Source organism: Agrobacterium sp. 22-209-1 (assembly GCF_053522485.1).
In genome coordinates this window covers 202,203-228,381 of the sequence record NZ_JBNWCH010000002.1, presented here as the reverse complement: position 1 = coordinate 228,381, position 26,179 = coordinate 202,203, and the positions used below count along the sequence as shown (strand labels likewise).

Below are 26,179 nucleotides of genomic sequence, written 5' to 3'. Positions count from 1 at the left end.
TTGCCACTACGCTCATCGCGGTAAAAATCCAAGGCTGTCCTTGCCCAGCCGGCGCACAGTCTCCGGACGGGGCCGCGCCCACCTCTGGAGAACGAGCCGAATTTGCAATTTTGTTCTTGTATTGTTCTCATTCCTGATGTAGGAATTTAATCATTCGGCAGGCGGTTGAAAGCCTGTGCGGATGGAAACGGTTTAGGGCGTTGAGCGTGCCTCGAAAGGCGTGCGGCGTCCTGGGAGCATCCAGATGAGAAACCATACGCTTTCGGGGCAGGCTGCCTTCCAGCCGAGCCATATGCCGGATATTGCCAATGCGCTGGCCGATGCATCCGGCCTGCGCATCGAGATCGACCGCCGTCGCGGCCGTGGCGCCGGGCTGAACCCGGATGGGCGCTTCGAGACCCTGCAGCACGAGGTTTTCGACGATGGCTGGCAGACTCTTGAGGACATGCCGGAATTCCGCACCGAAGTGCAGGTTGAAAAGCCGCGCAGCATCATCACCCGCAATGAATCACCCGATATCCCCTTCGACCGCTCCATCAATCCCTATCGCGGCTGCGAACATGGCTGCATCTATTGCTTTGCGCGCCCCACGCACAGCTATATGGGGCTTTCCGCCGGACTGGATTTCGAAGCCAAACTCTTCGCCAAGCCGGATGCGGCGAAGCTGCTGGAACGGGAACTGGCGAAGCCGGGTTACAAGCCGCGGGTGATCGCCATCGGCACCAATACCGACCCCTATCAGCCGATCGAGCGCGAATGGCGCATCATGCGGCAGATACTGGAAGTGCTGGCCAAGGCCGATCATCCCGTCGCCATCGTCACCAAATCGGCGCTGATCAAGCGGGATATAGACATTCTAGCGCCCATGGCCCAAAAGGGGCTCGCCAAGGTCGGTATTTCCGTCACCACACTGGACCGGAAGCTCGCGCGCAACATGGAACCGCGCGCCGCCACGCCGGAGAAGCGGCTGGAAGCCGTCAAGGCGCTGACCGATGCCGGCATTCCCGTGGCCGTGATGATGGCGCCCGTCATTCCGGCGCTCAACGATCATGAGATCGAACGTATTCTCGAGGCCGGCAAGGCCGCCGGTGCGACCGAGGCGTCTTATGTGCTTTTGCGGTTGCCGCTGGAGGTGAGCCCGCTGTTTCGCGACTGGCTGTTGCGCAACTATCCGGACCGCTACCGCCACGTCATGTCGCTGGTGCGCTCCATGCGTGACGGCAAGGATTACGATGCGGAGTTTGGCAAGCGCATGAAGGGTGAAGGCCCCTATGCCTGGCAGATCGGCCGACGTTTCGAAATGGCGAGCAAAAGGCTCGGTCTCATCCGCCGTGGCATTCATCTGCGCGACGATCTCTTCGTTCCGCCGGGCGGTGCGGGGGTGCAATTGTCGCTGCTTTGAAACCGGCGCTGACGGCGCTACCTGTTGATCCAGGCCGTCTTGCCGACGCGTCTATATCAGGAAGAAGATTATGAGGAGCGCCGGTCCTTCGTTCTGACCGGCCATGCCCCTGACGACATGCCCGGCGGGTTTTCCCTGGCCTGCCGGACATTGCCCCCGGAACCCGCCGCCTCGCGTGCGATCGTTTTTCCTCCGCCGCCCCGCTGGAGGATCAAAGGTCATGATGACCTCAGGGGCACGGTGAGCCACGCCCCTTGACCCCGGCTCACCGCGCCTGTCATCGCCCGCTTCCGGGGGCTTGCAGGAGATCGGGTGTGTATGCGAGTTTCGCCGCATGAAACGCACGGCCACACCCGATTCTCCTGCTCTTTTCGACCTTGCCGATACCGGCCCGGATTTTTCCTTCGAACTGGAAGCGAAAAAGAAGGGCCTCTGGCCCGTGGCCGGCACGGATGAGGCAGGCCGGGGACCTCTGGCCGGACCGGTGGTTGCGGCAGCCGTCATTCTCGATCCGGACAATATTCCCAAGGGTATGGACGATTCCAAGAAGCTGACGAAGCAGAAACGGGAAAGCCTGTTCGTCCAGATCATGGAAAGCTCGATCGTATCCGTCGCCTCCTCCGGCCCCGGCCTGATCGACAGCATGAATATCCTGCGCGCCAGCCTCGACGCCATGCGCCGCGCCGTGCTGGGCCTCGAAATCTCCCCTGCCCTCGTTTTGGCCGACGGCCGCGACCGCCCGCCCGGCATCGCCTGCGAAGCCAAGGCCGTCATCAAGGGCGATTCCCGCTCCCTCTCCATCGCCGCCGCCTCGATCGTCGCCAAGGTGACCCGCGACCGGATGATGGAACGAGCGGGTGTGGTGCACACATCCTACGGCTTCGAAGGCCATGCCGGTTACGGCACGCCGGCCCACCTGCGCGCCATTGAAAGCCACGGGCCTTGCGCGCTGCACCGGATGAGCTTTCGGCCGCTGAAGCGGGATTGATGACAACTAATGGAGTTCCAACCAGAACAATCGCTATCGACCCGATCTGGACATCGACGAGCAACTATGCGCACCGTAAATCATGTCCCTGACGCAAGATCTCGAGAAAATTCTGGACACCGTCCTGCCGACCGATCCCAGCTTTCGACGGATCGAACAGGCGGCGATAGACAGCTGCATTTGTGACACCCGACGTTATGCTTTGGAGGGCTCCAAAGAGGCCTTTCTGTTTTCTGCGATGCGCCTGCTCGCACTTCCTCAAAACGGACATACACGGCTGATCCCGAACGATTGCATCTCGGTGCTGCCGCTGAGGTTCGTGAGCGTCGGGACGGCGGTGCAGTTAACTGAAACGGCACTGGAAACAACTGCGCCAAGAGGAGAGCTGATAGCAGTCAACGGCACACCGTTGGGCCAAATTGAAGCCGCCGCAGAAAAATTTCTGGCAGGAACACGTCAGAGGAAAAGGGTCATCGGACCGATTCTTCTCGCATGGCCGTATGCATTGACCCGCCTCGGTTTCTCTTCAAAAGAGAATACGACCGAATATTGCGTGAAAGACGATAATGGGCGGATATCCAATTTCAAACTGGAGAACGGGCAGACAGTTCCTGCACCGATGCTTTACCCGAGAAACGAGCATGGCAAGGCTGATCCAACCTGGAAACCCGAGCGATTTGCAGAGCTCGAGGACTGGCAGGGGCTTGGGCTTTCAATATCATTGCCAAGTTTCTTCGATCCAAGCGAAACTGCGCTGCCGAAAGCCATCTCCGGTGCAGCGGAGCATGTAAGCGCCTGCCCGAACAAAAAACTCTTGATTGACGTTCGCGGAAACACCGGTGGCGACTTTCTTCAAACGATGCCCTTGATCGACGCCATCTCAGAAAACGCAGGCGGGCAGGTCGCTGTGCTTGTCGACAAATTCACGTTTTCCGCAGCGATAGTATTTGTAGCCATTCTCAAACATAGTCTGGGACGCAGGCTCAAACTCATCGGCGAAGAAATGGGCGACGGGTTAAGTTTTTTTGCCGAGGGAGGGTTACTCGATTTGCCTGTCAGCGGAGCGGTCGTTCGATACTCATCGGCCTTTCACGACTGGGAGAACGGAACCAGCAACGAAACCACACCGGCTGAAATCGCGCAGCAAATGGTCCCGGCAGGAAAACTGATTTTGGATTGGGAATGGGTCGTAAGGTCTACTGCTGAGAACGCACAAGGCGCATTCTACCAACAAGTTCTAAAGAGTCTGAACGATTAGACGAACGGCGGTTAAGCCCACACTGCTGACGGTCGACCCTCGGAAAATGCTGCGCCAGGTATGGAATGGCCGCCTTCGCTTTCGGCGCCACGGCAATCAGCGATGCACACTTCATCCGTTCGCTTCTGGCGCAGAGCGGAAGCGCAATCCGACATTGAGTATCAAAAACAATAAAGCCAATCACCGCCCCTCCGACGGAGGCCTGCTGGAGCGCATGCCGCATTTCCATAGTACAGGCGGCACCATATCCCGAACCAGCTTTTCCACCTCAAACAAAAAACCCCTCACGGCTTGCGCCGGAGGGGTTTTGAACAATACCGAGATGAACTCAGTTCAGCTTAGACTTCACTTCGCCGATGGTGTTGGCGAAAAGTTTGGCCTTTGCGGCAGCCGTTGTCTTTTCCGCCAGCAGCTTCTCAGAAGCGGCGATGGCGATGTCGACGGCGGCGGAACGGACGGCGCCGATGGCGTCTTCTTCGGCCTGCTTGATCTTCTGTTCCGAAAGGGCCGTACGGCGGGCGACGAATTCTTCCGTCTTCTGCCTGGCTTCTTCCGTCAGCGCTGCTGCTTCGCGTTCAGCGGCAGCAACGATACCTGCGGCTTCGGCTTCTGCTTCCTTGCGCTTGCGCTGATATTCGGCCAGCAGGTGCTGAGCCTCTTCACGCAGGCGCTTGGCTTCGGCCAGCTCGTCCTGGATGTTCTGGGCGCGCTCATCCAGAGACTTGGAGAGCATGCCCGGAACCTTGAGATAGGCGATCAGAACGAAGAAAAGGACGAGACCGACGAGAGCGAAAAATGATGCATCAAATGCCATATCAGGCTCCCTTCACGGCAGAAGCGGCAGCGATGGCGGCCTTGACGTCGGCATCCTTGACCTTGGCGCCGACCAGCTGGTCAACGATTGCGGTCGCGGTTTCCTCGGCGATGGCGCCGACATCGGCGAATGCCTGATCCCTGATGCCGGCAATGCGCTTTTCTGCGGCGGCAAGCTTTTCAGCAAGTCCTGCCTCGATTGCGGCGCGGTCGGCATCAGCCTTGGCCTTGGCGGCGTCACGGGCCGCGGAGCCTATCGAGCTTGCCTTGGCGCGGGCTGCCGCGAGTTCTTTTTCATAGGTCTCGACGGCTGCGTCGGCTTCGCTTTTCAGCCGTGCCGCCTCATCGAGATCCTGTGCGATGCGTCCATGACGGTTCTCGAGAATGCCGCCGACGCGCGGAACGATGACCTTCTGCATGAGCAGATAGAAAAGGCCGAACGTGATCGCCAGCCACAGGACCTGCGATGCATAAGTAGACTGGTCGAACGGCGGGAAAACGCCGGAAGCGCCGTGTTCGGCGCCGTGCGCCACACCGGTTTCCGTGTGCGTGGCTTCCGGTTGCGGCTGACCGACAGCCGGAGTTTCCGTATGCGTTTCACCTACGGTCGGTGCTGACTGGGCATAAGCCTCGGTCACGAACATGCTCACCTCCAGGGGTACTGCAAATGCGAAGGATCACGGCACGCCATTCGCGGGCCGTGATCCAGACCTGATGCCGGTATTAAACAGCGAACAGGAGAAGGAGAGCTACGAGCAGCGAGAAGATGCCCAGAGCTTCCGTAACGGCGAAGCCGAATACCAGACGGCCGAACTGGCTGTCGGCAGCAGAGGGGTTGCGCAGTGCGCCGGACAGGTAATCACCGAAGATACGGCCGAGTGCGAGGGACGTACCAGCCATGCCGAGGCATGCGAGACCTGCGCCGATGTACTTTGCTGCTTCCGCTTCCATGTGAGACTCCTTGAGATATAGGTTGTTGCGGCTATCTTTTGGCGCCCGTTGCCGGGGCCAGCGACTTTACTTCTCAGTGACCACCATGCACGGCGTCGTTCAGGTACATGCAAGTCAGTACCGCGAACACATAAGCCTGCAGGAAGGCAACGAGAAATTCGAGAGCGGTCATGGCGACCGTCATGATGAGAGGCAGGACAGCACCGCCGACGCCGAGTGCGCCGAGCGCGCTCATGGAGGCGACAAAGCCTGCGAAAACCTTGAGCGTGATATGGCCGGCCAGCATGTTCGCGAAAAGACGAACGGAAAGGCTGATCGGGCGTGACAGGAACGAGATCATTTCAATCGACGCGACCAGCGGCAAAAGCGCCTTCGGCACGCCCGAAGGGGCGAAGATGCCGAAGAAATGCAGGCCGTGCTTGTAAAAACCATAAACGACGACCGTGCCGATAACGAGGCAGGCGAGCGCGAAGGTGACGATGATCTGGCTGGTGACCGTGAAGAAATACGGGAACATGCCGAGAAGGTTGGCCGTCAGCACGAACATGAAGAGCGAGAACACGAACGGGAAGAACACCATGCCCTTCTTGCCGGCGCCTTCGCGCAGCATGGAGGCGATGAATTCATAGGACATTTCGGCAACGGACTGCATGCGCGTCGGGATCAGACCGCGGTTCGACGTTGCGAAATAAAGGAAACCGGAAGCCGCAGCCACGGTCGCGACCATGAAGAGCGACGCATTGGTGAAGGAAAAATCGACGCCGCCAATTTCGATCGGAATGATCGGCTGCACCAAGAACTGATGGGTCGGATCGTTTGCCACCGGCTGCCCTCTTTACCTGTCGCCGCCTGTCGCGGCATCTCAACTGTAAGGAAAAACAGCCTAAAGGCCGCCTTTTCCACCCTCATCCTGTCTGTCCGCCTTCTCAAGTAGCGGCGGCTTGGCCACCGCGCCCGTGGAGCGCAACACATTCAATACGCCTGCGCAGAAACCGAGAAGAAGAAGAACGATCATCCCCCACGGCGTCGTGCCGGCAAAATAGTCCAGAAGATAACCCAGCATAGCGCCGACCACGATGGCAGAAATGAACTCCGATGAGAGCTTGACCGCCATCGCAAAACCTTTCCGGTTTTCCGCAGCGTTGGTCTCCGCCCTCACTTCCGCCTCATCCTCCGCCTTCACCTTCGCCAACTCATCGGCTAGGCGCTTGCGACGCTCGTCCAGACTATCGCCACGGTTGCCAGTCATCTTAAAATCCCACCCATTTTCTCCGTTCCAGCCATGCCAGAACCCTTTGGAGTTGTAAACGGTGACGGATTAAGCCTGTTCCAGCCCGCTCTGAAGTCGCGCGCAACATAGTTTTAGGGGCTTCTCTAGTCAAGGCACTGTCGACGGTTGTTTCGACACAAATTAATCATGCAAAAACAACGGCTTGACATCAAATCGCGGTTTGGCGACGATGTTTCCCCAGGGAATCGGCATTTTTGACACGCAAAATGCGACAAATTGGCGGTGGTATCAGCTCCAGCCGCCGCCATAGGTACGGTAAAACACGTGCAAACCTATCCTGCCGACCTTTTTCATCGTGCGACCCCAGGCGGGACGCACATAAACGGCGTGATAGTGGGTTGCCGATCCCACTTCCTTCAACCAGATTTTGCCAGCCGTTGTGGCCATTGCCACTTCGCGCGCCATTTTCCAGTGGCGTTCGGAATTCACGCGATCCTTGATATTGTCGCAGGCGAAGGAAAACTGGCAGCGGTTGCGCCAGTCCTTGTTCTGGTAAACGACACCGCAGATGGTTTTCGGATAGGCGGGATTGCGCACGCGGTTGAGGATGACCTGTGCGACCGCCGCCTGTCCCTTCACCGATTCTCCGCGCGCCTCGAAATAGATGCCGGAGGCGAGGCATTGTTGTTCGGCTGCCGAAAATACGGCGGCGGGCAAAGGGGTGGCCGCCCAGGCGTGGTCGCCCTCGGCGATTTGCGGCACGAAACGGCCGGCGTCGGGCTTCTTGAGAATGGCGTCGAAGGGTGACTCGCGGGCGAAATCCGGTTCGGCCGGCGCATAGGCCGTGGCCAGAATATCCGGCGTACGATTGTTGATGAGTTCGGCCAGCATCGGCGAGACGCTTCTGTCCGCCTTCTTTTCCTCGCGACGGAAATAGAAGGAGGCGAGTTCCACGTCCTTGCCACGCTTCGGTTTGACGAAAGCGGTGCGGTCCTTACGCTTCAGCGGCTCGATGTCCAGCATGCTGGTGCGCTGCAAGACGGAACCGGCGGTGAAAGCCTTGGGCGGCTGCATGATTTCGGTGGCGACGACACGACCCTTCTTGGCGGCGCGGTTGACGCGCTCGCTGTCGGGCGTCGTTGCCTCGCCCTTCTTATTGGTGACGAAAGCGACCTTGCTGCCATTGGGCAGGGTCATGCCGCCGCCGTGCAGCGCCGCCTCCCCTGCGGCATCGTTGAAGGTGAGCGAGGCATTGTGCACCGAGCCCGCCGGAGACGCCGTCAGCACCATGCGCCATTGCTCGCCGCCATTATCCAGACCGGCCAGAAGCGAGGCCAGATCCGCGCGCGCAGCGAGGGAGGGAAAAACGAGCCAGGCGGCAAGGCCGAAGACGACGGGCGAGGTCCATTTTGACGCCCACGCCTCACGGGACACGGGGGACCGACGACGCATTACTCTTTTCGAACGCAAAACCAGCACTCCGAACACCGACAACCAAATTTGCTACAGGTGTTCGAGAATCTCTTATTAACCTTGATGCTTGGTTAACGCCGCGCGCGGACGCGGATTCACGTTAATGTGTAACCATCTTCTAATAGTCACACGACGACGTGCGAACCCAGCTCCACCACGCGGTTGGCCGGAAGGCGGAAATAATCCGAGGGATCGGCGGCGGTTTCGGCGAGCGCGATGAACAGGCGGTTCTGCCAGCCCGGCATGCCGGATTTCGGATCCGGCACCAGCTTGCGGCGGCCGAGATAAAACGAGGTCGACATGATGTCGAACTTGTAGCCGGTGCGTCTCAGATAGCCCAGCGCCTGGGTGACATTCTGCGTCTCCATAAAGCCGAAATGCAATTCGACCACGGCAAAACGGTCGCTCAGCTTCGTCAGCGTATAACGCTCTTCGGGGTGGACGCGCGGCTGGTCCTCGGTGCGGATCGTCAGGATGACGTTCTTGTCGTGAAGGACGTGGTTATGTTTGAGATTGTGCAACAGCGCCGCCGGCGCCGTCTCGGGATCGCCGGTAAGGAAGATTGCCGTGCCGGGCACACGCACCGGCGCATGGGCGCTCTCCTTTTCCACCGAGGCGACGAAGGCCTTCAGCGGCACATCGATGCGGCGGGTCTTGGCAAAGAGTATCTTTGAGCCGCGCTGCCATGTGGTCATGATGATGGTGAAGGCGATGGCCAACAACACCGGCACATAACCGCCGTCGTGGATCTTCAGGAGGTTCGCTCCGAGGAAGATCAGTTCCAGCAGCAGAAGCGGCGTCAGCACCGCAAGCGCCAGCCAGATCGACCATTTCCAGCGCTTGCGCACGAATTCGAAGAACATCAGGCTGGTGACGACCATCGCGCCGGTCACGGAAATACCGTAGGCGGTGGCAAGCGCATCCGAACTCTTGAAGGTGATGACCAGTGCGACGACGCCGAACAAGAGGATGGTGTTGACGGCCGGAAGGTAAATCTGCCCCGTATTGGTTTCCGAGGTGAAGAGGATTTCCATGCGCGGCAGATAACCGAGATGGATCGCCTGGCGCACGAGCGAAAACGCGCCCGTTATGACCGCCTGGCTGGCGATGATGGTGGCGGCGGTTGCCAGAATGACGGCCGGCAGGATCGCCCATTGCGGGAACATCAGATAGAAGGGATTGGACATCGCCGCCGGGTCTTTCAGCACCAGCGCGCCCTGCCCGAGATAATTCAGCGTCAATGCCGGGAAAACCAGACAGAACCACGCCCACTGGATGGGACGACGGCCGAAATGGCCGAGATCGGCGTAAAGCGCTTCCGCCCCCGTGATCGTCAGGAAGACCGCGCCGAGCACGACGACGCCGTAGAAACCTTCATTGGCCAGAAATTCCACCGCATGCCACGGATTGAAGGCGAAGAGGATGCTGAAGTCATCGGCGATATGAAGAAGACCGGCCAGACCCATGACGATGAACCAGACGGCGGTGATCGGTCCGAAGAATTTCGCCACCGTGCCCGTGCCGTGGGACTGGATGGCGAAGAGGCCGATGAGGATGCCGACGGAAATCGGAATGATGAAGGCGTCCATTTCCGGCGTGACGAGCTTCAGGCCTTCCACCGCCGAAAGCACCGATAGCGCCGGCGTGATCATGGCGTCGCCCAGAAACAACGCCGCGCCGATGAGGCCGAGCACGATGAGAACGCTGCGGTGGGTGCCCGCCGTCTTCATCAGCAGCGCCAGCAGCGAGAGCGTTCCGCCCTCGCCGTCATTGTCCGCACGCAGAAGAAGCGTGATGTATTTGAACGTCACGATGATCGTCAAAGCCCAGATCATCAGGGACGTGAGGCCGATGACTTCTTCCTGCGTCACGCCGTCATAGGCGATCGGCCGAAGGGCTTCGCGGAAGGCGTAGAGCGGGCTGGTGCCGATATCACCATAGACGACGCCGATGGAACCAAGGATCGCGGCATAAAGCCCTTTGTTCTGATGCTTGTCATCCGCATCCGGTTTCTCGGCAACATCCTTGTCGACGATTTGAGACATGATGATCCTGGCTCCTCAGAGCCAGCCCTTCCAACGAAAAAAGAGAAACGGAATGATCGCGGACATCACCATGACGATCAGCGCAAGCGGATAACCAAATGTCCAGCTCAACTCCGGCATGAGCTGAAAGTTCATTCCGTAAATGGAGGCCACCAGCGTGGGTGGCAGGAACACCACCGACGCGATGGAAAAAATCTTGATGATGCCGTTCTGCTCGATATTGATGATCCCGAGCGAGGCGTCCAAGAGAAAGGTCAGATTGCCGGAAACGAAGGAGGCATGTTCATTCAGCGACTGGATATCGCGCCCGATCGACTTGCCCTGCTCCCGCGCGCCCTTGTCCTCGCGCACCTGATCGCTGGTGGACAGAAAGGTCTGAAGGCGCGCCAGCGATGCAAGGCTCACGCGGACCTTCGATATCAGCCGGTGATAGGCGGCGATGTTGCCGAGGCGGTCTTCGAGATAGCGCGGCGCCTTGCGTTTGGAACGAGCCTGGCTGCCGAGAATATCGGCGGCGAGATTGTCGATCCCCGTAACCGAGTTTTCGAGAATCTCCGCCGTGCGGTCGACGATGGTTTCGAGCAGCTTCAGGAGCAGCGCCGCGCCGCTGCGCATCTCATGCGGAACGCGCGTGATGGCGGCGGTGAAGAGATGGAAGGATTTCGGCTCGGCGTAACGGATTGTCACCAGACGCTTGCCGGCAAGGATGAAGGCGACGTCGGTGAGGCGGGGATCGTCCGAATCCGCCTTCCACACCAGAGAGGCGGTCATGAAGACATTACCGTCTTCCATATAAAGCCGACTGGAAGGTTCGATATCCTTCAGATCCTCACGGGTGGGCAGATCGAGCCCCAGCAGCTTTTCCACATGTTGCTCTTCCGCCCTGTCCGGATCGACGAGATCGATCCAGACGATGTCGTCGGGGACCTGTCCGGAGCCGTCGTCTGACGACAGGCTGATCGCCTCGCAATTGGCGCGATAGGCTTTTATCAATCCGTTTCTCCGCTCCACATTGCAGGCTTCAGCCGCAATGCTGCTTAACATATCCTGTTTGCGCTCGGCAAACCTTTGGACGACACTTCAGGGACCGTCGGAACAGGCGGGATTTTGACAATCTCGCCGGCCCGATGGACCAAGAGCCAAACGGCGCAGGCGTATGCGCCCAAAGCGAGACGCAATCAAGCAATATTTTTTCTCGACAGCATTGCAGGCGAAGCATTTCTGGATCTCAAATCCGGAAATGCTTTCGGATACTTCCGTTTAATGTTATGTTTTCAAACGACTATCGAGGAAGAAGAAACCCTGTCCGGCTTTGCCCCATGGCTGGGGTGTTATTCGAAAACAATCCTCGGGGCGGCTTTTTGCTCGCTTGCACCGATGCGCGCCCAGACTTTTTGCGCGATATCGCGGTAGACTGCGGCCTGCGGGCCATCGGGTTCTGCGGCGACGACCGGCGTTCCGGCATCTGACATTTCGCGGATGGATATGGTGAGCGGCACTTCGCCGAGAAACGGAACGCCGATCCTTTCCGCTTCAGCCTTCGCGCCGCCATGACCGAAAATATCGTAACGCGCACCGGTATCGGGCGCGATGAAATAGCTCATATTCTCGATGACGCCCAGCAGCGGTACTTCCACCTTGCGGAACATGGTGACGCCCTTGCGCGCATCGGAGAGCGCCAGATCCTGCGGCGTGGAAACGATGACGGCGCCGGCGAGCGGCACCTGCTGGGCGATGGTAAGCTGCGCATCGCCGGTGCCGGGCGGCATGTCCAGCACCAGCACATCCATTTCGCCCCAGGCCACTTCGCGCAGCATCTGCATCAGGGCGGACTGCACCATCGGCCCGCGCCAGATCATCGCGGCTTCCTCATCCACCAGAAAGCCCATGGACATGACCTTCAGTCCGTAATTCTCCATGGGGAGGATGATGCGGTCTTCCTGTTGCTTCGGACGGCCGGAAATTTTCAGCAGCCGCGGCAGCGAGGGGCCATAAATATCGGCATCGAGCATGCCGACCTTGAGGCCGAGCGACTGGAGGCCGAGCGCCAGATTGACGGCGGTCGTCGACTTGCCCACCCCGCCCTTGCCCGAGGCCACGGCGATGATGGATTTGACCCCCGGCACGCCGACCTTTGACGAGCCGGGCTGAGTGGTCGGCCGGCCGGTTGCGGCGGCGGGGCGCGCCGGGGCGGGCTGCTGCTGGCCAGGCTTGCGGTCGGCCGTCAGCGCCACGACCGCGCCGACGATGCCCTCAACGCCCTTGGCCGCCTGTTCGGCGGCAAGCCGTAACGGCTCCATCGCCGCAGCCCTGTCGGCCGGGACGGTGATCGAGAAATAGGCCTTCGCATCGGCGATGAAAATTTCCGAGACCATGCCGAGTGCGACGATGCTCTTGCCGCTGCCGGGATAGACCACCGCTTCCAGCGCCTTTTCCACCTGGCTCCTGCTGACATCTGCCATATTCCTGCTCCGCTTCATCATCCGACCGGGTATTGCGTGCCATCCATAGACAAGCCGGAGCGCTTCGCCAATGCCAAAGCGCGACAACAGTCAGGCATTCGCGACGATTTGACGCTGCGGCTTCAGATCTCGTCGTCCATCTCCAGCGTTTCCGGGTCGAAAACATGACCGTCGAAAAAGCAGTCGGGGCCCAGCACCAGACCCGTGCGCGATGCGCCGACATGAACAGGCTCACGCAACGTGCCCTCAAGCTTCAGATTTGCGCCCGGCACCGGCGCAAAAAGCGGCTTCATCGCTTTGCGGAAAATATCCGGCCGGTAGGCGTTACGGGCCGCCTCCACCATGGCGGGATCGAACCGGTAATCGGCGGAAACCTCGCCCCAGCGCAGCATCTGGCTGAAGAACCACAGGGCCTGACTCTGCCATGGAAAATTGGCGGCCTTGGCGCTCGTCACGAAAAATTCCTGAAAGCGCTGCATGTCCTTCTGCGAGGTGGAAATATAGCCCGTCAACGCCGGCAGCAGGAATTCACCGTTCTCATCCATATATTGAGGAGCGGCGAGGATGCCGGCCAGTTCCTCGATATTGGCGGTATTGGCGCACCATTCGCCGGCGCGGTAGAGGGCGCGCAGCAGCCCTTCTAGCAGGGCTGGGTTCTCCTCCGCCCAGCGCTTCTTCGCGGCCAGCATCTTTTCCGGCGCATTGCGCCAGATCAACGCCCCGGTGGTGACGATACGCCCCGCGCCGCCGAGCACCACGGCGCTGCCCGCCGGCTCGGCGGTACAGAGCGCATCGACCTTGCCGCTTTCCAGGAGCGCGGGCATGGCCTTCGGCAGCGCCTCGACGATTTCCATATCCCGGCCGAGCAGCACGCCGCAGCTTCCGAGCAGGTAACGCAGGGTATAAAAAGGCGTAGAGACGATATCTTCGACCGCAAAGACCGGCGGATTTCCGCCCGCTGCCCGGCGCGCGGCGCAGACACGGGCCATGGCGCGTCCAAAAGCCGCCGGGTCCGGTAACTTCAGCCCTTCGCGGTAGAGTTCGTTATAAAATCCGTGGGAAACGGTCGTCGCCGATCCGCCGAGGGAAAGCGTGAAAACGCCGACAATATCGGCGGGCAGATCGTCGAGGCCGACAGCCGAGCCGACCGGAACCGGGGCGGGCAGGTGCGCGACGTGAACGCCATCCTCGCCAAGCGCCGCAAGCACGGCGCGGGCGGACTGTTTTCGGAAAAGTTCAAGTTCTATGCCTTCATCGGCAGCAAAGCCTTTTTCGGCAGCGGCTATCAGCACGGCGCAATCGATAGTCGGAGAAAATCCTGCTTTTACCCTATGCCGTTCCGGCAAACGATTTCTCCTTTCCGGTGATTCGAAAAGAGGATCGCCCAGGAAACGGTTTATCACAATGATAAAATTACGGTTTCGCTATTTTATCAGGCCGACCCGCAGCGCTTTTGCGACGGCCTGGGTGCGGTTGACCGTGTCGAGTTTTTTCGTCGCGCGGTTCAGGTAATGATTGATGGTATGTTCCGACAGCATCATGATTTCAGCGATTTCGGCGCTGGTCTTGCCAGCGGCGGTCCAGTTCAGGCAGTCGATCTCCCGCTCGCTCAGTGTTTCGGGGACCCTGAGATCGAGCCGGCGGATTTCAGACAGCCGGGCGAAGACATGGCTGGAAATATATAAAAGCTCGGCAAGCCGGCTGGTGGCCACGGTCGTCTTGTTGCCGGAAAAAGATACCGCGCCGCGTCGCATGGTAATGTCGTGAACGGGAAACCAGACCGAATTGATCATCTCGAAACGTTCTAAAAGGTTGATCACGGTTTTCCTGGCGATTTCTCCCTCGCCTCCGACCAGAAAATCCATTGAGACGGAAAAGGGAACGGTCGATTTTTTCAACTGCGCCATCACCCGGCTGTTTTGCAGCATGCCCTCTTCATCGTAACGCTGCAGAAGCTCCGCCGGCCAGCTGGTGATGATCGTATATTGCGACAATTCGCTCGCCGCTTCCGACGACAGGTCAAGAACCATGAAAGCCTTGAATTCCCAGGCTTCCGTCAGCCGTTTCAGGAACCGGAATATATCGAATTGCGTGTTCAGACCGGCGATCTCGCGAACGCAATCAACACCAATCGACTGAACGGCGGCCGCCTCTGTTTTTTGCATCAAAGCTGTTCTTCGAGAATGAGAAATGCCGCCGCAAAGGCCTGCCCTTGCCCGGAAATTGTTGCGGATGTTACTCACCAAAACGATTCATGCAAACGAAAGTTGAAAACTTAATTCAGAATAGTCGAAAATAATATTGAACGTGTCTGAATGGATGCGAGGCCGGCAGTTTCACCCCGTAAAATCCACGGGTCAGAAGTCTTCGTTTTCCTCAACCATCCGCCACCGGGGACAATCTGCAGGCAAGATCGTCGGAAATTCTGTCGGCGGTTTCGCGCACCAGGGGCCCCCATTTGCGAAGCTGTTCCACATCCACGCGATAGGCCGGACCGGTGACGGAAATCGCCGCGCGAAAATTGCGGCCGGGCGCCCGGACCGGTGCGGCAACGCAGTGAATTCCGATCTCGTGCTCCTGAAGGTCAAAACCGTAGCCGTTGTCTCGAATTGTCGCCACTTCCCTCATCAGCGCTTCCGGCGTCGTGACCGTGCTTTCCGTGAAGCGATGAAAATCCAGTTCCGCGGCCAGCTGCGCCAGATCGTCGGCGGAGAGCAGCGACAGCGCCGCCTTGCCCACGCCGGTGCAATAGGCTGGGGAGGTTTTGCCGACCTGCGAATGCATGCGCAATGTGTGCCGGCCCTCCATCTTGTCCAGATAGGTGACCTGTCCGCCGTTCAGCACCGCGAGATGCACCGACTCCTGCGTCACCGCCTGCAAGGCCGCCAGATGGGGTGCCGCGACGCTGCGCAGGTCGTTACCGCTCCAGGCTTTCGCGGCCAGTTGCAGCAACCTCAGCCCCACGGCATAGGTCTGATCGGCAGCGTGATCGACAAGGCCTTCGGCAACGAGATGGGCGAGCTGGCGGTGAACCGTGCCGCGCGGCTGGCCACAAGCTTCGACCACATCGGTAAAGCGCATCGGTTTTTCAGCAAAGGCGATCAGCTCCAGCAGCGAGACAGCTTTGCCGAGCGTGCCCGTCTCAACGCCGGCCTTCCGCTGCGCCATTGGAACCGCATCAGGCTTTTGTCCATTGGGCTTTTTATTATCGGGCATGGCAACATCCACCGTCATCTGCCTTGACATAAGTGTGACGCCAAGAGAATAATTCCATTTAGTAAAATCTAGTTCCAAATATTGGAACAAGCAAGCCTTTCATGGACGAGATGATGCCGATGACGCAAGCCCAATTTCCGGACCTCAAGGATGCGGGCGTGCTAGTCACCGGCGGCGGTTCCGGCATCGGAGCATCGTTGGTGGAAGCCTTTGCGATGCAAGGCGCGAAGGTTTCTTTCATCGACATCGCCGAAGAACCAAGTCTGGCGCTCGTCAAGCGGCTTGCGACAACGGCGCCGCATCCGGTTCACTTCTTCAAGACCGACCTTCGCGATATTGCGGCGGTCGGAAAGACGGTGGAGGCGGCGGCCTCCGCCACCGGCGGGATCAAGGTACTGGTCAATAACGCCGCCTGGGACGACCGCCACGACATAGACACGGTGACGGAGGCCTATTGGGACGCCAATCAGGCGGTCAATCTGAAGCAGATGTTCTTCACGGTTCAGGCAGCCCTGCCCTATCTCCGGCAGGCGAAAGACGCATCCATCGTCAATTTTTCATCCATCTCGTTTCTGCTCAATATGGGCGATCTGCCCTCCTATGCGGCGGCCAAGGCCGGTATCATCGGGCTGACGAAAAGCCTGGCAGGCCGGCTGGGCCCGGAAAACATCCGCGTCAACACGCTTTTGCCCGGCATGATCGTGACGGAGCGGCAGAAGGAACTTTGGCTGACGGATGAGGGCATTGCCGCCACCACCGCGCGGCAATGCCTGAAACGCACGCTCATCGCTGCCGATCTCTCGGGCCCGTGCCTGTTTCTCGCATCATCGGCATCGGGCGCCATCACGGCGCAATCCATAATCGTAGACGGAGGCCTTCTATAATGTCTGAACCCGCTTTCATCGCCGTCGACTGGGGTACGACCAGTTTCCGGCTCTGGCTCATGAGCCGATCGGGCGCGGTGCTGGCGGAGCGCAGAAGCACGGAAGGTATGACGACCGCCATGCGGACCGGTTTTGCCGACGTACTGCAATCGCATCTCGACGCCATCGGCGCGCCGGAAGATCTGCCGGTTATCGTCTGCGGCATGGCAGGGGCGCGGCAGGGCTGGGTCGAGGCGGGTTATATCGACGTGCCGGCGTCGCTTTCGGCGGTTCCAGGCGGCGCGGTTCGTGTGCCGGGCCAGGCGCGGGATGTGCGCATTCTGCCGGGGCTGGCGCAGCGGGACAAAACCGCGCCCGACGTCATGCGCGGCGAGGAAACGCAATTGCTCGGCGCTCTCGCCTCCTCGGATGCCGGTGAAAAACTCGTCTGTATGCCCGGCACCCATTCCAAATGGGTGACCGTGAAGGGTGGCGGCGTGACCGGCTTCGCCACGTTCATGACCGGCGAGCTCTTCGAAGTCGTCTCGAAACAGACGATCCTTTCCCATGCGGTGGCCGAGGCCGAAGCCTTTACCGGCGAGCATGAGGCTTTCACGGCGGCGGTGCGCGACATCTATGCCAATCCGCAGCTTGCGACCAATCGCTTTTTCACCCTTCGCTCCGGCCAGTTGCTGCACGGCCTCACCGCCACCGACGCCAAGGCCAAGCTGTCCGGTATCATGATCGGGCTGGAAATCGCCGGCGCGCATTCCACCGCCCGGCGCGAGACACCGGTGGTGCTGATCGGCTCCGGTGCACTCGGCGCGCTTTACGAAGGCGCCTTCACCGCCCTTGATATCCACTATACGGTCATTGATGCAGACGAGGCCGTGCGGCGCGGATTGCTGGCCGCTGCAAATGCCATCTGGCCATAAGAAGAAAGATCGACCATGCGTATTCCCTTCCCTTCCATCCAATATCCGCTGATCGCCATTCTGCGCGGCCTGAAACCCGAGGAAACCGAAGGCGTCGTCGGCGCGCTGATCGAAACCGGCTTCCGCGCCATTGAAATTCCGCTGAACTCGCCCGATCCGTTCCGCTCCATCGAGATCGCCGCGAAGATGGCGCCCGCCGATTGCCTGATCGGAGCCGGCACCGTGCTCAGCGTTGAAGACGTGGCGTCGCTGGATGCGGCCGGTGGAAAGCTGATGGTGAGCCCGAATGCCGATGCGGAGGTCATTACCGCTGCGCGTGAAAAAGGCATGGTGACGATGCCGGGGGTCCTCACCCCCACCGAGGCGCTGGTGGCAGCGAAGGCCGGTGCGACCGGGCTCAAATTTTTCCCCGCCAGCATCATCGGCCCCGCCGGCATCAATGCCATCAGGACGATTCTGCCGAAGGATCTGGTCATCGCCGCCGTCGGCGGCGTCTCGGACAAGAATTTTTCTGAATATACCTCGGCCGGTATCGTGGCTTTCGGGCTTGGCACCAGCCTTTACAAGCCGGGCATGACGGCGGCGGAGGTGCGCGAACGCGCTACTGTCACACTTTCAGCCTATGATGCTGCCATCGGAGGATAAGAGCTTGGCCACTGTTTTTCCCTTTACCGGACGCGTTCTGGACGAAACGCCGATGCTGCTCGGCGAAGGCCCGACTTTCGACCCCGCGACCGGCACCGCCTGGTGGTTCAATATTCTCGAGCGTGAACTGCATGAGCTGCATCTCGCCTCCGGCCGCAAGACCGTGCACGCTTTGCCCTTCATGGGCAGTGCGCTCGCCAAGGTCAGCGACAGCAAGCAGCTGATCGCCTCCGATGACGGGCTTTTCCTGCGCGACACGGCAACCGGCGTGCTGACCCTGCATGCGGAGCTGGAAATGGATTTGCCCGACAACCGCTCCAATGACGGGCGCATGCACCCCTCCGGCGCGCTGTGGATCGGCACCATGGGCCGCAAGGCGGAGACCGGTGCGGGCAGCATCTATCATGTCGTGAAGGGCACCGTGACCAAGCTGTTTGCCGGGATCAGCATTCCGAATTCGATCTGTTTCTCGCCCGATGGCGCGACGGGATATTACGTCGATACCAAGGTAAACAAGCTGATGCGGGTGCCGCTCGATGCCGAGACCGGCCTGCCCTCCGGCAAAGCTGAAGTCTTCATCGATTCCACGGGTATCAAAGGCGGCATCGACGGGTCGGTCTGCGATGCCGAAGGGCATATATGGAACGCCCGCTGGGGCGTGGGCGCCGTGGATCGTTACGACACGGACGGCAATCATATCGCCCGATATGAGGTGCCCGGCGGACAGACGACCTGCCCCGCCTTCATCGGCCCCGACGCATCGCGCCTTCTCGTGACATCCGCGCGCGAACATCTCGACGACGACGCCCTTGCCACCAATCCGCAGCATGGGTTGACGTTCGAGCTGGGGGTTGACGTCAAGGGCCGGTTTGAGCCGCTTTACCGGTTGTGAAGCGCGGCATCCGCCAACCTCTTCTCATTCCTGTGCTTGTCACAGGAATGAGGGTTGTGGGGATGCGCCGGCGCGCACAAGCTCGGCTGAGATACTGCTTTCTCCAACAAGCGTAACGACCAAGCCGCACCGCATCAGGAAATATCCGACAATATCTCGCGGTAATTCTCGTGCAGATAACGCTGGGTCGCGGCGGCGTCGGCGGGGCGGCCGTAGAAATAGCCCTGCCCCATGGCGCAGCCGAGTGCGAGCAGCTTTTCCTCTTCCGCCCGTTCTTCTATCCCCTCGGCCACCACCTCGAGATCGAGGCCTTCGCACATGGCGACGATGGCCTTGATGATATGTTCGGAAGGGCGGTCGCTGCTGATGCGCGAGACAAAGGCGCGGTCGATCTTCACCTTGTCGAAGGTGAAATCCCTCAGGCGGCCGAGGCTGGACTGGCCGGTACCGAAATCGTCGAGGGAGATGCGAACACCCGCGCTCTGCAATTCGCTGATGATACGCTGCGCGGTATCGGCAGACGTCATGACAGCCGTTTCGGTGATTTCAAGCTCCAGCCGGTGCGGGTCGAGGCCGACACGCGAGAGAATGGACAAAATATTGTCCGCCGTGCTTGGGTCCATCAATTGCGCGGAAGAGAGGTTGAAAGACAGGAAAAGCTCGCGCGGCCAGAACAGGGCCGCCTCCGCCGCCTTTCGGAGCAAAGCTTCCGACAGTGCGTCGATAAAGCCGCGCTCTTCTGCCAGCGGCACGAAAACGGCAGGCGATACGAAGCCGAGATCCGGGTCGTTCCAACGGGCGAGCGCCTCGAAACCGATGACCTTCGCCTCTTCCAGTCTGACGATGGGCTGGAAATGCACGTCGATGGCGTCGGTGATGATGGCGTTTCTGAGCGCCTGTTCCAGCTGCGTGGCGCGCTTCATTTCCTGCGCGATTTCGCGCGAATAGACGGTGATCTGGCCGCGGCCGCGTCTCTTTGAGCGATAAAGCGCTGTTTCAGCGCTTTTCAGCAAATCCTCGAATTCATCGCCGGCGAAGGGATAGATGGCAAAACCGAAGGAGGAGGACAGACGGACGTTGCGGTCGCCGAGATCGTAAGGGGCCGAAAGCACGTCCTTGATCATGTTGCCAATGCGTTCCGCGCCGATGCGCTCAAAGACCAGCGGCAGCACGAAGGCGAACTCGTCGCCGTCATGGCGCGTCACGATCGCGCCGTCGGGAATGCAGGCTTTCAGCCGGTGCGCGACCTGGCAGAGGATTTCATCGCCCGCCTGCACGCCGAACAGATCGTTGATAGGTTTGAAGCCGTCTATATTGGCGATGCCGACCGTGAAGGGCGCCGGATCGCTGGAGCGCTCGCTGGCAAGCATACGAATCTTGTCCCGCAGACGGTAGCGGTTGCCGAGCCCCGTCAGTGGGTCGCTGTAGGCCATCGCCTGCAGCTCGTTCTGGCTGACCTGCAACGTTTGCGGCTCTGCCCGTTTCATTTCTGCATCTCGTGAATCCTGTGTCGCCCGCGGTCACAATGCAGTGCAAGTATTAAAAAAGCCATAGCTTCCGGCAATGGCAATTTCAGGCCCGTAGCCGCAAGCCGTCCTTGCCGAAAAGCCGCAGGAAAACCGCCTCGACCATGTCCGGGCTGACGGGTTTCAAAAGCATGTCGTCCATGCCGGATGCCCGGCATTTGTCGAGATCGCCCTCGAAAGCGTGGGTGATGACGCCGACGATGGGAATGTGCTTGTCTCCGCCAAGGCTGCGCATGCGGCGGGCGACTTCGAAGCCGTCGATATCGCCCAGCGTCGTATCGAGCAGGACGGCGGAAGGCGGCTGTTCGGCAAAGAGCCGCAGCGCCTCTTCGCCCGAGGTGGCGAGCCGCCAGGAAAGCCCAAGGCCTTCGAGTATCTGCGAAAAGACGATCTGGTTAACCCTGTTGTCCTCGACGAGAAGTATTTCGCAGACACCGCCGGTCTTCAAGATTGCAGGCAGATCATCCGTCATGATCTCCCAGTCTTCGTCAGCGGCTTTCTCCTTCGGGGAGGCAGCGGCGAGATAATGCAGCAGGGAGGCCTCAATCTCCTCTTCCTCGATAGTGACGACGGGCAGGGCATGCGCCGAGGCAATATCGAGGCATGCAACGCTCATTTGGGCATCGACAACCACCACATCGATGCTCACCCCGGCGGAGGCTGCGACCTCGATGAAGGCACGCTGTTCGTCCTCACTCGTCACCGCCGCATGGTCCATGCCGCCCGCCGTCAGCCGGCGACCGGCGGCTTCCGCAAAATGTCCGCTTGCAGAGACGATCAGCACTGCCTTGCTTTTTAATACCCCGCCATGATTGTCCGGCTCTTCGTCCTTGCCATAGGTGGAGGCGACGAAGGGGACATGTTCGAGCGAGGGGATGACGGGCGTGCCGTTGGCGTCGATGGTAGCGAGAGCGGTCACGTCCTCCATCGTCGTTACCAGAAAATATCGGCCGGGCCTGCCCACACGCTGCTTGCGGGTGATGGTCAGCACCTCTTCGCCATTCAGACGCCGCACCCTTTCCGGGATGATGCTCGGCACGCCGCTATCCAACACCATACGATCGGCGACATCGATCCGTCCGGCAACCTTGCGCGAGTGGAGATCGAAAACGGTACGGCCAAGAATGCTCTCGGGACTTGTCTCGACAAGGGCACAGGCGGATTTATTGACAGCGGCATAGGCCATGTTCCGATCCTTGACGAAGACGGGAAATGGCAGATTGTCGAGAATGTCCTCGATGAGCTGCACGCGCTCGAGATCGATGCGCCATTGCTCTTCACGTTTCTTCTGTTCGGAAATATCCGCAACCACGCTGATGCCGAGGCCGGACGGCAGGCGGTTCATGACGAAGCGCAGGAAGCGCTCTCCCTTCAGCCGTTCGGTTTTTTCCGATCTTTCCTTCCAATGCAGCGCCAGGCGTTCGCCGATCCATTCCTCCCGGCCGAGCGGGCGGGCATTGGCGGAAAGACTTTCCGCTTCCAGCAGATAACAATCATATAGCGCGCTCAGATAGTCGCGCAGCCGCGCACCCGGGCCGATAACGGCCTCTTCCAGTGGAAAAAAGCTGAGGAGTTTCCGGCTTGCGAAAATAATGTGATCGTTCCGGTCGTAAACGACTATCGCCGCGCCAAGCGCGTCGCAAAGGGCATCAAGCATCACCGTATGAACGCCCGCGCCAGAGGACGCCAAATCACTCAACTGCAAACTCCCGCCTGTTTTTCAGGGGTCAGGCTTATGTTTCTAGTGGAATCGTCCAGGGCAAATGCCGGGATGAAACGAAAAATTCCGCAAAAGAGACATCAGGGTTTGCAACTTGAAGCAGTCTTGAGGGGAAGATGACGCTCACCCATAGTCGACGTCACACGCCACCCGGCGAAGGCGGCCCCGTTCCTGCGGTCATTTCAAGCCGCCTCACCATAATCAAGGCCGATTAAAGGCGGATTAACGCTTAGCGCCATGTTGACGGAAATGATCAAATGCCAGACAGGCCGCAAAACATGTGCAAATTTCCGCAGCCCGAGTTTTTTGCTTTCGAAGCCGTAGCGAATCCGCGAAAATGACGATCATGGCCATCAAGCAGCTTTCAGAAACCCTTATCAACCAGATCGCCGCCGGCGAGGTCATCGAAAGACCCTCCAGCGCCACGAAGGAACTGGTGGAAAACGCCATCGACGCGGGCGCGACGCGGATCGAGATCGCGACGGCCGGCGGCGGTAAGGGACTGGTGCGGATTACCGACAACGGTTCCGGCATGTCGCCTGCCGATCTGGAGCTTGCGGTCAGGCGTCACTGCACCTCGAAAATTTCCGATACGCTGGACGATATCCGCACGCTCGGGTTTCGCGGCGAGGCGCTGCCCTCCATCGGCTCCGTCGCCAAGCTGACGATTACCAGCCGGCAACAGGGCGCTGAACAGGGTTCGGTGATTTCCGTCACCGGCGGCAAGGTGTCCGATGTCCGGCCCGCCGCTTCGAATGCCGGCACCATCGTCGAGGTGCGGGACCTGTTCTTCGCCACCCCCGCGCGGCTGAAATTCCTGAAGACGGAACGGGCGGAGGCGGCCGCGATCACCGAGGTCGTCAAACGCATGGCGATCGCCTTTCCGCATATTCGTTTCGTGCTATCGGGCACCGATCGTTCGACGCTTGAAATCCCCTCCACCGGCGATGACCATCTGGCCCGCATGGCGCAAATTCTCGGCGCCGAGTTCAAGGACAATGCGATAGAGATCGACGCCGGACGCGAGGATGTGACGCTCTCCGGTTTTGCCGGCGTGCCGACCTTCAATCGCGGCAACTCGGCGCATCAATATGTCTTCGTCAACGGCCGGCCGGTGCAGGACAAGTTGCTTTTATCCGCCATTCGCGGCGCTTATGCCGAAACCGTGCCGCATGGGCGATATCCTGTCGCGGTGCTGTCCATCACGCTCGACCCCGCCTTTGTGGATGTGAACGTGCATCCTGCAAAGTCCGACGTGCGTTTTCGCGATCCCGGCCTCATTCGCGGGCTGATCGTCGGCGCGATCCGCCAGGCGCTGACGCGCGACGGCGACAGGGCTGCGACGACGGGGGCGAGCCAGATGATGAACGCCTTCCGCCCCGGCTACAGCCCGTCCGGCCTTCGGCCCTCGCCTTCCATAGCAGCCGCCGCGCCATGGTCCGCTGCCACCTCGCCTTCGCGCCCGCTTGCGGTTTCCGGGGACATGCAATTTGCCGAGGCGGTGCAGTCACGTTTTTCCGACATCACCATGCCGACTGCGAGGGCCGAGCCTCGGGACACTGACGAGACCGCCGCAAGCCCCCCGTCTGAACCTTTGCTATATCCGCTCGGAGCGGCGCGGGCGCAACTACACGAGAACTACATCATCGCGCAGACGGAAAACGGCCTCGTCATCGTCGACCAGCATGCCGCGCATGAGCGGCTGGTGTTCGAACAGATGCGCAATGCGCTGCATTCGAGGCGGCCGCCTTCGCAGGTGTTGCTCATCCCCGAGATCATCGACCTGCCGGAAGAGGATTGCGACCGGCTGATGGATCATGCCGCCGGTTTCGATGCGCTCGGGCTCGTCATCGAGCGTTTCGGACCGGGCGCCGTCGCCGTCCGGGAAACGCCGGCCATGCTGGGCGAAGTCAATGTGCAGGGGCTGGTGCGCCAGCTCGCTGACGAGATCGCCGAATGGGACGCAGCCTCAACGCTTGCCAACAAGCTGGAATATGTCGCGGCCACCATGGCCTGCCACGGCTCCGTGCGTTCCGGCCGGCGCATGCGGCCGGAGGAGATGAACGCGCTTCTGCGGCAAATGGAAAACACGCCGGGTTCCGGCCAGTGCAATCACGGCCGTCCGACCTATATCGAACTGAAACTTTCCGATATAGAACGGCTCTTCGGCCGTAGCTGACGCCGCAAGCAGGCGGGGCTGGCCTTGCGCCACGCCGCGCTATATAAATTCGAGATACTGGAGCACCCAATTGTTCAGGAAAACGCTGCGCCGTTTCGGACTGGGTGCGCTCACAGGACAGAGCAGGAGACGAAAACGGATGAACAGATTTGAAGGAGGCGGTAACCGCCTCGCCGTCATCGAATATCTCGACGGTGACTTCCGCATCGTCCAGACCGGCTCGCACGTCATCTGCGCCATGACGGCCAAGATCATTCCGCTCGATGAGCTGCGCTACTGGAGCGTGGCGCGGCAGGAGGCCTATGTGGATGCGGCGGCTTCGCTGGAAGCCGAAAAGAAGGCTGGCGATCTGCCCGCGTGAGTTGGGAAGCGGCGCGTTGAGTATTGCGCGTCATGTGCCTTCCCTCATCCCTGTGCTTGTCACAGAGATGAGAAGGAAGTGGGTGCACGGCGGTTTATCTTCTTCGGTACTCTAAACCGACGTCCGCGCATTTTCCCGCAGCAAACGCGCGCGGCAGTTTCCCACCGCCGTATCGATGATCGCCGCGGCCGCGTTGGGGTCGTCGAACACCATGTCGATTTCGATCACCAGACTGTTCCACAGCAATTCTTCCGCCCTGCCGTGGTGTCCGTTAAGCCGCACGGCATCCTTGGCCGTCGTCACCAGCTGCAGATCATCTTTGCCGGCGTCCTGCAAAAGATCGGCGATCTCGTCGTCGCTGAAATGGTGATGATCCGGGAAAGAGCGCTGCAGCACGATGTCACCGCCGAGCGCCTCGACGGTTCGATAGAACTTGGCCGGGTCGGCGATGCCGGCATAGGCCAGCACGCGTCTTCCCCTGAAATCCTGCGGCTCCTGCGGCGTGATTGCCGCAACGAAGACGGGCTTGGCGGCCTTTGCCGCCTGCCTGACCAGCGCATCGGCCGCGTGGCCTTTGCCGACCTTCAGAAGCCCTGTCATGTGCCGCATCTGTTCAGCAAGCGGCGCCCTCACCGGACCGCCCGGCACGAGATGGCCGTTACCGATGCCGCGCATCGTATCGATGACGACAAGCGCATAATCCAGCGTCAGGCGCGCGCTCTGGAAACCATCATCCATGATGATGAGATCGACGCCTTCTTTCACCAGACGGTGTGCGCCTTCCACGCGCTTGCGGGAAATGACTGTGACCGCCTCTCGCGCCAGAAGCAGCGGCTCATCGCCGACATCGGTCGAGCGGTGACGCCGGGGATCGACAAGGGTGGTGACGTCGAGCGTGCCGCCGTAGCCACGGCTGAGAAATCCGGGTTTCAGGCCCTTGGCGACGGCGGCTCTCGCAATTGCCATCGCCGTCGGTGTCTTGCCGGCCCCTCCCACGGTGAAGTTGCCGATGCAGATGACCGGAACGGCAACGCTTGCCCTCTTCGCCGTTTGCATCCGCCGGCCGGCTATCTTGCCGTAAACAAGCGAGAAAGGAGACAGGAGCCACGCCTGCCATCCCGCTTTCTGCCACCAGAACGGCGGCGCTTCAGAAACCATCTATTCCCGCTCCCGGCCGCGTCGCCCACGGCATTCCGTTCGCCCGTCACATGTCAGGAGG

At 60.2% G+C, this 26,179-nt stretch carries 24 protein-coding genes; 9 read left to right on the top strand and 15 right to left on the bottom strand.

Annotated features, from left to right (window positions below):
* Positions 1-244 precede the first annotated feature (244 nt).
* The 3 genes from ACQZ48_RS05375 (at position 245) to ACQZ48_RS05365 (ending at position 3,648) form a co-directional block, all read left to right on the top strand.
* Positions 245-1,402, top strand: coding sequence for a PA0069 family radical SAM protein (locus ACQZ48_RS05375; RefSeq protein WP_191217026.1), 1,158 nt, complete (start codon positions 245-247; stop codon positions 1,400-1,402).
* A gap of 334 nt (positions 1,403-1,736) precedes the next feature.
* Positions 1,737-2,390: a ribonuclease HII gene (locus tag ACQZ48_RS05370; protein WP_142912835.1), complete on the top strand. Its 654-nt coding sequence runs from the start codon at positions 1,737-1,739 to the stop codon at positions 2,388-2,390.
* 82 nt (positions 2,391-2,472) lie between these two features.
* Positions 2,473-3,648: a S41 family peptidase gene (locus ACQZ48_RS05365; protein ID WP_173988255.1), complete on the top strand. Its 1,176-nt coding sequence runs from the start codon at positions 2,473-2,475 to the stop codon at positions 3,646-3,648.
* A 328-nt stretch (positions 3,649-3,976) separates the two neighbouring features.
* On the opposite strand, the gene ACQZ48_RS05360 is transcribed toward ACQZ48_RS05365, so the two are convergent.
* From ACQZ48_RS05360 to ACQZ48_RS05305, 12 genes are all read right to left on the bottom strand, one after another.
* Positions 3,977-4,462 carry a F0F1 ATP synthase subunit B gene (locus tag ACQZ48_RS05360; RefSeq protein WP_137409857.1) on the bottom strand — a complete coding sequence of 162 codons (486 nt, stop codon included), beginning with the start codon at positions 4,460-4,462 and terminating at the stop codon, positions 3,977-3,979.
* A gap of 1 nt (position 4,463) precedes the next feature.
* Positions 4,464-5,105, bottom strand: a complete 642-nt coding sequence (locus ACQZ48_RS05355) for a F0F1 ATP synthase subunit B (protein ID WP_077982849.1) — start codon at positions 5,103-5,105, stop codon at positions 4,464-4,466.
* Between the two features lie 79 nt (positions 5,106-5,184).
* A complete protein-coding gene (locus ACQZ48_RS05350; protein WP_003494147.1) occupies positions 5,185-5,412 on the bottom strand; it encodes a F0F1 ATP synthase subunit C in 228 nt (75 codons plus the stop codon).
* A gap of 73 nt (positions 5,413-5,485) precedes the next feature.
* Positions 5,486-6,235, bottom strand: coding sequence for a F0F1 ATP synthase subunit A (locus ACQZ48_RS05345; RefSeq protein WP_004440258.1), 750 nt, complete (start codon positions 6,233-6,235; stop codon positions 5,486-5,488).
* A gap of 60 nt (positions 6,236-6,295) precedes the next feature.
* Positions 6,296-6,661: an AtpZ/AtpI family protein gene (locus ACQZ48_RS05340; protein WP_137409855.1), complete on the bottom strand. Its 366-nt coding sequence runs from the start codon at positions 6,659-6,661 to the stop codon at positions 6,296-6,298.
* Between the two features lie 270 nt (positions 6,662-6,931).
* Positions 6,932-8,095: a cell wall hydrolase gene (locus tag ACQZ48_RS05335; RefSeq protein ID WP_162520480.1), complete on the bottom strand. Its 1,164-nt coding sequence runs from the start codon at positions 8,093-8,095 to the stop codon at positions 6,932-6,934.
* Positions 8,096-8,241: 146 nt separating this feature from the next.
* Positions 8,242-10,161: a potassium transporter Kup gene (locus ACQZ48_RS05330; RefSeq protein WP_080791263.1), complete on the bottom strand. Its 1,920-nt coding sequence runs from the start codon at positions 10,159-10,161 to the stop codon at positions 8,242-8,244.
* Positions 10,162-10,176: 15 nt separating this feature from the next.
* Entirely contained in the window at positions 10,177-11,154 is a 978-nt protein-coding gene (locus ACQZ48_RS05325; RefSeq protein WP_162520479.1) for a magnesium transporter CorA family protein, read from the bottom strand.
* 338 nt (positions 11,155-11,492) lie between these two features.
* Positions 11,493-12,623: an Mrp/NBP35 family ATP-binding protein gene (locus ACQZ48_RS05320; RefSeq protein ID WP_448728645.1), complete on the bottom strand. Its 1,131-nt coding sequence runs from the start codon at positions 12,621-12,623 to the stop codon at positions 11,493-11,495.
* Positions 12,624-12,745: 122 nt separating this feature from the next.
* Positions 12,746-13,969, bottom strand: a complete 1,224-nt coding sequence (locus ACQZ48_RS05315; protein WP_448728644.1) for a CmpA/NrtA family ABC transporter substrate-binding protein — start codon at positions 13,967-13,969, stop codon at positions 12,746-12,748.
* Positions 13,970-14,047: 78 nt separating this feature from the next.
* Positions 14,048-14,788 carry a helix-turn-helix transcriptional regulator gene (locus ACQZ48_RS05310; protein ID WP_448728643.1) on the bottom strand — a complete coding sequence of 247 codons (741 nt, stop codon included), beginning with the start codon at positions 14,786-14,788 and terminating at the stop codon, positions 14,048-14,050.
* 211 nt (positions 14,789-14,999) lie between these two features.
* Positions 15,000-15,869, bottom strand: a complete 870-nt coding sequence (locus ACQZ48_RS05305; RefSeq protein ID WP_165691190.1) for an IclR family transcriptional regulator — start codon at positions 15,867-15,869, stop codon at positions 15,000-15,002.
* A 71-nt stretch (positions 15,870-15,940) separates the two neighbouring features.
* Between ACQZ48_RS05305 and ACQZ48_RS05300 the strand changes: the two genes are divergently transcribed.
* Genes ACQZ48_RS05300 through ACQZ48_RS05285 form a run of 4 tightly spaced genes read left to right on the top strand, consistent with a single transcriptional unit; the run spans position 15,941 to position 19,174 of the window.
* Positions 15,941-16,723 (top strand): SDR family oxidoreductase, encoded by a 783-nt coding sequence (locus tag ACQZ48_RS05300; protein ID WP_191217029.1) that lies wholly within the window; start codon positions 15,941-15,943, stop codon positions 16,721-16,723.
* Complete coding sequence (locus ACQZ48_RS05295) at positions 16,723-17,637, top strand: 2-dehydro-3-deoxygalactonokinase (RefSeq protein WP_448728642.1); 915 nt, start codon at positions 16,723-16,725, stop codon at positions 17,635-17,637. The genes ACQZ48_RS05300 and ACQZ48_RS05295 overlap by 1 nt, the downstream gene beginning before the upstream one ends.
* 15 nt (positions 17,638-17,652) lie before the next feature.
* Positions 17,653-18,282, top strand: coding sequence for a 2-dehydro-3-deoxy-6-phosphogalactonate aldolase (locus ACQZ48_RS05290; protein ID WP_077982855.1), 630 nt, complete (start codon positions 17,653-17,655; stop codon positions 18,280-18,282).
* Positions 18,283-18,286: 4 nt separating this feature from the next.
* On the top strand, positions 18,287-19,174 hold the full coding sequence (locus ACQZ48_RS05285) for an SMP-30/gluconolactonase/LRE family protein (protein ID WP_191217031.1): 888 nt from the start codon (positions 18,287-18,289) through the stop codon (positions 19,172-19,174).
* Positions 19,175-19,308: 134 nt separating this feature from the next.
* Here ACQZ48_RS05285 and ACQZ48_RS05280 read toward each other — a convergent pair whose 3' ends face one another.
* Positions 19,309-20,661 (bottom strand): putative bifunctional diguanylate cyclase/phosphodiesterase, encoded by a 1,353-nt coding sequence (locus ACQZ48_RS05280; RefSeq protein ID WP_077982856.1) that lies wholly within the window; start codon positions 20,659-20,661, stop codon positions 19,309-19,311.
* Positions 20,662-20,746: 85 nt separating this feature from the next.
* A complete protein-coding gene (locus tag ACQZ48_RS05275) occupies positions 20,747-22,357 on the bottom strand; it encodes a response regulator (protein ID WP_165691209.1) in 1,611 nt (536 codons plus the stop codon).
* Positions 22,358-22,766: 409 nt separating this feature from the next.
* On the opposite strand from ACQZ48_RS05275, the gene mutL reads away from it, so the two are divergent.
* Both mutL and ACQZ48_RS05265 read left to right on the top strand, forming a co-directional pair.
* The gene (mutL, locus tag ACQZ48_RS05270; RefSeq protein ID WP_137410960.1) at positions 22,767-24,599 is read left to right on the top strand and encodes a DNA mismatch repair endonuclease MutL; all 1,833 of its coding nucleotides are present in this window, start codon (positions 22,767-22,769) and stop codon (positions 24,597-24,599) included.
* Positions 24,600-24,738: 139 nt separating this feature from the next.
* Positions 24,739-24,960, top strand: coding sequence for a DUF2093 domain-containing protein (locus ACQZ48_RS05265; protein ID WP_191217032.1), 222 nt, complete (start codon positions 24,739-24,741; stop codon positions 24,958-24,960).
* Positions 24,961-25,071: 111 nt separating this feature from the next.
* Here the strand turns inward: ACQZ48_RS05265 and lpxK are convergent, their stop codons facing one another.
* The gene (lpxK, locus tag ACQZ48_RS05260) at positions 25,072-26,118 is read right to left on the bottom strand and encodes a tetraacyldisaccharide 4'-kinase (protein WP_173988237.1); all 1,047 of its coding nucleotides are present in this window, start codon (positions 26,116-26,118) and stop codon (positions 25,072-25,074) included.
* Positions 26,119-26,179: the final 61 nt, after the last annotated feature.